This window comes from Kineococcus vitellinus, assembly GCF_009906315.1.
Classification (GTDB): domain Bacteria; phylum Actinomycetota; class Actinomycetes; order Actinomycetales; family Kineococcaceae; genus Kineococcus; species Kineococcus vitellinus.
Genome location: NZ_JAAALL010000291.1, coordinates 1 through 5533, shown reverse-complemented (window position 1 = coordinate 5533; position 5533 = coordinate 1). Strand labels below are relative to the sequence as shown.

General features: G+C 79.3%; 5 protein-coding genes. All 5 read left to right on the top strand.

Translation table 11 applies throughout. The features are described from left to right. Window positions 1-12 precede the first annotated feature (12 nt). Genes GTQ99_RS19200 through GTQ99_RS19180 form a run of 5 tightly spaced genes read left to right on the top strand, consistent with a single transcriptional unit; the run spans window position 13 to window position 5447 of the window. Window positions 13-1173, top strand: coding sequence for a glycosyltransferase (locus GTQ99_RS19200; protein ID WP_166617317.1), 1161 nt, complete (start codon window positions 13-15; stop codon window positions 1171-1173). Next, entirely contained in the window at window positions 1131-2525 is a 1395-nt protein-coding gene (locus GTQ99_RS27185) for an O-antigen ligase family protein (RefSeq protein ID WP_166617316.1), read from the top strand. Before GTQ99_RS19200 ends, GTQ99_RS27185 begins: the two co-directional genes overlap by 43 nt. Then, on the top strand, window positions 2513-3634 hold the full coding sequence (locus tag GTQ99_RS19190) for a glycosyltransferase (RefSeq protein ID WP_166617315.1): 1122 nt from the start codon (window positions 2513-2515) through the stop codon (window positions 3632-3634). The genes GTQ99_RS27185 and GTQ99_RS19190 overlap by 13 nt, the downstream gene beginning before the upstream one ends. Next, window positions 3631-4785 carry a glycosyltransferase gene (locus GTQ99_RS27180; protein WP_166617314.1) on the top strand — a complete coding sequence of 385 codons (1155 nt, stop codon included), beginning with the start codon at window positions 3631-3633 and terminating at the stop codon, window positions 4783-4785. Before GTQ99_RS19190 ends, GTQ99_RS27180 begins: the two co-directional genes overlap by 4 nt. Beyond that, a complete protein-coding gene (locus GTQ99_RS19180; RefSeq protein WP_166617313.1) occupies window positions 4785-5447 on the top strand; it encodes a hypothetical protein in 663 nt (220 codons plus the stop codon). The genes GTQ99_RS27180 and GTQ99_RS19180 overlap by 1 nt, the downstream gene beginning before the upstream one ends. Window positions 5448-5533 lie beyond the last annotated feature (86 nt).

Below are 5533 nucleotides of genomic sequence, written 5' to 3'. Positions count from 1 at the left end.
GAGGAGGGGGGCATGTTGCCCTCCCGTCGGCCGCGCCCGCCCCCCGGGCCGCCGGCGCCGCAGCGCACCGCCCTCGTGCACGAGTGGATCGCCGCCCGCGCCGGCGCCGAGCAGGTCTTCGAGGTGCTCGCCGGCATGTGGCCGCAGGCGGACCTGCACGCCCTCAGCGCCGCGCCCGGGGTCCGGCTGGAGCTGGGGGGCCGGCGGGTGCGCACCACCGCGCTCGACGCCGCACCGCTGCGGGAGCGCCGCGCGCTCGCGCTGCCGCTGATGCCGCTCGCCTGGCGCGCCCACGCCCGCGAGGTGCAGGGCCGCTACGACCTCGTCGTCAGCAGCCACCACGCCTTCGCCACCGCCAACCGCCTCGTCGCCCCCGGCGGGGCCCACCTGGCGTACGTGCACACCCCGGCCCGCTACGTGTGGACCCCCGAGCTCGACGGGCGCGGCACCTCCCCCCTGCTGGCGCCCGCCCGCGCCGGGCTGCGCGCGCTGGACCGCCGCAGCGCGGCGCGGCTGACCGCGATCGCCGCCAACAGCCGCGAGGTCGCCCGCCGCGTCGAGCGCTGCTGGCACCGCGAGGCCGTCGTCGTCCACCCGCCCGTCGACGTCGACGCGCTCGACCCGGCGCTGGCCGGTCCCGACGAGCTGGAGCTGCCCGCGGGCTTCCTGCTCGCCCTCGGCCGGTTCGTGCCCTACAAGAACCACGCCGTCGCCGTCGAGGTCGGCGAGCGGCTGGGCCGCCCTGTCGTCCTCGCCGGCGCCGGGCCGCTGGCCGCCGCGCTGCGCGAGCGGGCCGCCACCGCCCGCGTGCCCGTGCACGTCCTGGAGGCGCCGCCGCTCGCGCACGTGCGCGAGCTGCTGCGCCGTGCCTCGGTGCTGCTCTTCCCCACCGTGGAGGACTTCGGGATCGTCCCCGTGGAGGCGATGGCCTCCGGCACGCCCGTCGTCGCCCCCGCCCGCGGCGGCACCGCCGACACGGTGGCGGACGGGCGCTCCGGCGCCCTCGTCGAGGACACCCGCCCCGCCGCCTACGCCGAGGCCGTCGAGCGGGCGGAGCGGTGCACCCCCGCGGCCTGCCGCGAGCAGGCCCGCCGCTTCGACGTCCCCCGCTTCCGCGCCGAGGTGCGCGCGTGGGTGGCCGCCGGCGCGCCCGGGGGCGGCTCGTGGTCCTGATGCTGGCGCTGGCCGCGGCCGGCGCCCTGACCGGCCTGCTGGTCTGCTGCACGGCCGGCGACCGCACCCGGCTGGCGATCGCCGCGGCGCTGGCGGTGCCGCAGCTGTTCGTCGGGCCGCTGGGCACGATGTCGCTGCCGCTGAGCCAGTGCTGGACCATCCTCATCGCCGTCTGCTGGCTGCTGGAGCGCAAGGAGCTCCCGCTGGGCGACGCCGTGCTGCGCGGCACGCTGCTGCTGGCGGCCGTCGAGGGGGCGGCGATCGCGTGGTCGCCGGACCCGCTGGTGGGGGTGCTGGAGGTCGCGCGGCTGGTCTCCTTCGCCTTCCTCGTCCTGCACGCGGTGCGGGTGGAGCGCGAGGACCCGCGGGGGGTGCGGGGGCCGCTGACGCTCGTGCTGCTGTGGGCGCTCGTCGACGCGCTGCTCGTGTGGGCCTTCCGGCTCTCCCCGGCCGCGGAGTCCGCGTTCCTGCACTCCCCGCTGGCGAGCCTGGTCATCGGCCCCGACGCCATGACCGCCTTCTTCGGCGACGGCGCCAACAACGTCACCGACCCCGCCAAGTCCGGCGGGCTGTTCATCAACGCCAACGTCTCCTCGATGTTCCTGGGCGTGGCCACCTTCGCCTTCCTGGCCCTCGGCGTCGGCGAGCGCGGCCGCCGCCGGCGCTGGTACGCCGCCGGCGCGCTCACCACCTGGTCGGCGACGTTCGCGACGGGCTCCAAGACGGCCGCGGCGCTGGCGCTGCTGCTGCCCGTGCTCGTGCGCGGGGTGCAGGTCCTCGGCCGCCCCGGCGCCCGCTGGTTCCTGCCGCAGGCCGCCGCCGCGGTCGCCCTCGGCGCCTGGCAGCTGCCGCGGCTGCTGGAGCGCTCCGTGCCCGGCTACGCCGACGCCTCCGCCGAGAGCCTGGCCAGCCGGGCGCCCATGTGGGAGTTCGCCCGCCGGATGGTCACCGAGCACCTCCTGCTGGGCCTGGGCCACGGCGGCTGGACGCGGACGATGGAGCAGTTCGCGGCCCTGGGCATCGAGGCGCTGCCGCCGCACAACCTCTTCATCGCCGCCTGGGCGGCGTGCGGGCTGGGCGGGGTCCTGGCGCTGCTCGCCCTGGCCGTCACCGTCCTGGTGCGGCTGACCGCCACCGTCGTGCGCCGGGCCGGCAGCCCGCTGGCCCGCACCGCGGCCTTCGCGCTGGGCGCCTGGCTGTGGGTGCTCGTGCACGGCATGGGCGACAACACCGCCGTCTACGGGGAGTCCAAGACGATGATCCTGCTCGCGCTGCTCGTCGGCGTGGTCACCGCGCGCGCCGCCCGCCCGGCCGCCGCCGTCCCGGCCCAGGGGGCGCCGTGCCCCGCGTAGCGGTCCTGCGCCACCGGCTCGGCGTCGGCTCCGAGCCCTTCGTGCTCGAGCAGGCCCGCCGCTTCGGGCGCTGGGAGCCGGTGCTGCTGGCGCGCGACGCGCTGCCCGCGGGCCTGGAGCTGCCCGCCGTCAGCCTCGCCGAGCGGGCGGGCCGGGGTGCCGCGGTCGCGCACACCGCCGGCGTCGGCTCCCGCCCGCTGGCCGCGCTGCTGCGCGAGCTGCGCGTCGACGCCGTGCTGGCCCACTTCGGCGTCGAGGGCGCCTGCGCGCTGCCCGCCACCCGCCGCGCGGGGGTGCCGCTGGCGACGGTCTTCCACGGCTTCGACGCCACCTGCTCCCCGGCCGCGCTGCTGCGCGCGCGCAAGCCGTCCTGGGCGACGTACGTGCGCCGCGGGCGGCGCCTGGCCCGCGAGGGCGAGCTGTTCCTGCCCGTCTCCGAGCACCTGCGCACCCGGCTGCTGGAGCGCGGGCTGCCCGCCGCGCGCACCCGCACCCACCACCTGGGCATCGACCTCGCCAAGCTGCCCGCCGACCCGCCCGCCGCGCAGCCGCGCACCGTCGTGCACGTGGCGCGGCTGGTGGAGAAGAAGGGCACCGCCCACCTGCTGGCGGCCCTGGCGCTGCTGCCCGCCGACGTGCGGCTGGTGTGCGTGGGCGACGGGCCGCTGCGCCGGCCGCTCGGCGAGCTGGCCCGCCACCTCGGCGTGGCCGGGCGCACCACCTTCACCGGTGCCGTCGGCAACGACGAGGCGCTGCGGCGGGTGGCCGCCGCGGGCGTGCTGTGCCTGCCCAGCACCACCGCCGCCAACGGCGACCAGGAGGGGCTCGGGCAGGTGCTGCTGGAGGCCGGGGCGCTGGGGCGGCCCGTGGTCGCCACCCGCCACGGCGGCATCCCCTCGGCCGTCGTCGACGGCCGCACCGGCACCCTCGTCCCCGAGGCCGACCCGGTGGCGCTGGCCGCGGCCCTGGCCCGCTACCTGGACGACCCCGGCCTCGCCGCCCGCACGGGGCGCAGCGCGCGCGAGCACGTGCGCTCCCGCTTCGACGCCGCCCGCCAGACGGCGCTGCTGGAGGACCTGCTCGACGGGCTGATCGGCGGGCCCCGGTGAGCCGCGTGCTCGTCCTCACCCGGGGGCTGCCGCTGCACCACGTCGGCGGGATGGAGTCCGTCGCGTGGGACCTGTGCCGGGCGCTCACCGCGCACGCCGAGGTCGGCGTCCTCACCACGAGCGCGCCCGGCCGGCCGGAGCGGGCCGTGCTGGAGGGCGTCGACGTGCACGCCCTGGCGGGCACCGCCCCCGGGCGCTACTCGCGCGCCTGGTGGCGCGCCTCGCGGGCCGCGCTGGCGGCCGAGCTGGGGCGCGGCGGCGTCAGCGGGGTGCTGTCGGTGAGCGCGGGCGCGCACTCGGCCCTCGACCTGCCCGCGCGGGCCGGGGCGCGGCTGGTGCTGCAGGCGCACGGCACCTCCGTCGCGGAGCTGACCTCCAAGCTGACCAGCCGGCGGCTGCGCCCGGTGCTGACGTCGGTGCGCAACGCCTCCGGCCTGCTGCGGGACGTGCGGGCCTACCGCCGCTTCGACGACGTCGTCGCCGTCGGCCCCGCCGTCGCGGCCTCGCTCACCGCGCCGCCGCTGGGCCGCCTCGTGGCGATGCCCCCCGTGCACGTCCTCGCCAACGGCGTCGACACCACCGCCTTCCGCCCCGACCCCGCGGCGGCCGCGGCCGCCCGCGGCGAGCTCGCGCTGCCGCCGGGGGCGCCGGTGCTGCTCGTCGCCGGGCGGCTGCACCCGCAGAAGCGCGTCGACCGCGCCCTGCGCTGCCTGGCCGCCCTCGGCGGCGGGGCCCACCTCGTGCTGGCCGGCGACGGCCCGGACGGGCGGGCGCTGCGCGCGCTGGCCGGCGAGCTGGGCGTCGCGCAGCGGGTGCGCTTCCTCGGGGCCGTCGCCCGCGAGCGCCTGCCGGCGCTGACCGCCGCCGCCGACGCCTCGCTGCTGACCTCGCAGTGGCGCGAGGGCCTGCCGATGGCCGTCCTGGAGTCCCTGGCCTGCGGGACCCCCGTGGTGGCCGCGCGCACGACCGCCCCCGTGGACGGCGCCGGCGGCGCCGTGCGGCGCGTCGACGCCGGGGACGCCGACGCCCTGGTCGCGGCGGTGCGCTCCGTCCTGGCCGCCGGCCGCAGCCCGCGCAGCCTGCTGCCCGCCCGCTACGAGCTGCGCGGCGTCGCCGCCGCCTACGCCCGGCTGCTGACGGGCGCGCCCTGATGCGGGCCGCCGTGCAGCGGCTGCTGCTCGGCGGCCTGGCCGGCAAGCTGCTGGGCCTGCTGCGCGAGGTGCTGCTGGCCGCCGCCTACGGCACCGGCGCGCCCGCCGTCGCCAACCGCGTCGCCCAGAGCGCGACCCTCGTGCCGGTCGACCTGCTGACCGCCGACGTCCTCACCGCCGGGTTCCTGCCGCTGCACGCGCGGCTGCGCGGCGCGGACCCCGCCCGCGCCGCCGCGCTCTTCCACGGCCTGCGGCGGGCGCTGTGGGCGCTGGCGGCCGTGCTCACCGGCGGGCTGCTCGTGGCCGCCCCCGCCGTCGTCGACCTGCTCGCGCCGGGGCTGGGGGCCGGCACGGCCGCCACGGCCACGGCCTTCGTGCGCGTCGGCGCCCTGGGGGTCCCCAGCTACCTGCAGTTCGCGCTGCTGAGCTGCCTGGAGGTCTCCCACGGCTCCTTCCGGCTCTCCAGCCTGCGCGCGAGCGGGCAGAACGCCGGCGCGCTGGCCGCGCTGGGCCTGGCCTGGTGGCTGGGCGAGCCGCTGGTGCTCGCGGGCGGCTTCGCCCTCTCCTACCTGCTGCTGCACGCCTGGGCGGAGGTGGCGCTGCGCCGGCTTCTGGGCGCAGTCGGTGTCGTACGTGCTCGTCAAGGCGCTCAGCGCGCGTAGAGGACCTCCACGACGGCCTCCGCCTCGGCGGTGAGCACCACCGACAGCGCGGCCACGAGCAGCAGCAGCGGCGGCAGCAGCTGCAC